This is a genomic window from Nostoc sp. 2RC, from assembly GCF_014222165.1.
Classification (GTDB): domain Bacteria; phylum Cyanobacteriota; class Cyanobacteriia; order Cyanobacteriales; family Nostocaceae; genus Nostoc; species Nostoc linckia.
On sequence record NZ_JACKZU010000741.1, the window covers coordinates 1 to 1,020 of the forward strand.

Sequence of the window (1,020 nt, forward strand, 5' to 3'; positions counted from 1 at the left end):
CCCTCCCGAAGAGCGGGGAGGGGATTAAGGGGTGGGGTTTTTCGGGTTTAATAAGTAATCAAGCGGACATGATATAACACGTGATTGTGTTTATTTTTAATCTTTTTCAAGTTGAGAAATTGCTAATTTAATTACCGCTTGAACTCCTGCTTCCTGTTCTTGCGTCAATGCGGTTTGCAGAGGTTCTAAGGCAATAACATCACCAATTTTCATTAATGCTAAGGCGGCTGCTTTTCGAGTTTCCCAATCGGGATGATGCAATAACTCAACGAAGTTGGGAATCGCTGGTTGATGAGCTAAGCTACCCAAAGCTACCGCAGCTTCGCATCGCACGATTGGAGATGCATCGGTGAGGGCATTAATCAAGATTTGAAATGCTTCGGTTTCTGTACTTTCTTCAGCGATTTTAGCGATCGCTCCCACCACCGCCGCCCTGACTTCTGGTGAATCAGAGTTAATTTCTCGATATAGATATTCTCTACCCTCTGCTCCAATAAATGCTAACGCCCATGCTGCATATCCTTTAGCGCTTTCTGGATATGTGGATGAAGCTAAAATTTCCAACAATGCTGGTACGGCAGCTTCACCAATTCTAGCCAGCGCTCCCACTGAGGAACCTTTGACTACGGTATCTTCATCATTGAGGAGGGCATTCACTAAGGTGGGAACTGCGATCGGATCGGCAATCAATGTCAAAGTTTTAGTGCTGGCTCTCCTGACAACTGGATTTGGGTGATTTGCCACCGCTTCCAATAATAGAGGAGTTACAGGTTTACCGACTTTACCCAATGCCTCAGCAAAACTCAAACGTACCATTCCCCGTGAATCTCCCATACTCTCAATCATTTGCTTGAGGATTTTTTGGTCATCAGGGTTGAAGGTATTTTGATTTAATTGCTCGCTGACTGCTGCAAGCAAAGCATCTGTTTCGGCGTGGGATAGCTGAATTGGATTTTCCCCGGATTGAGTTTCAAAGTTGACCATGTGAATTAAGAGAGTGGGGAGATGGGGGGATGGGGG

The 1,020-nt window shown here is 45.4% G+C and carries 1 protein-coding gene; it reads right to left on the bottom strand.

What is annotated here, in order from left to right; all coding sequences use genetic code 11:
- Positions 1-96: 96 nt before the first annotated feature.
- The coding region (locus GNE10_RS34775; RefSeq protein WP_311774914.1) for a HEAT repeat domain-containing protein at positions 97-1,020 on the bottom strand (924 nt) is incomplete at its 5' end.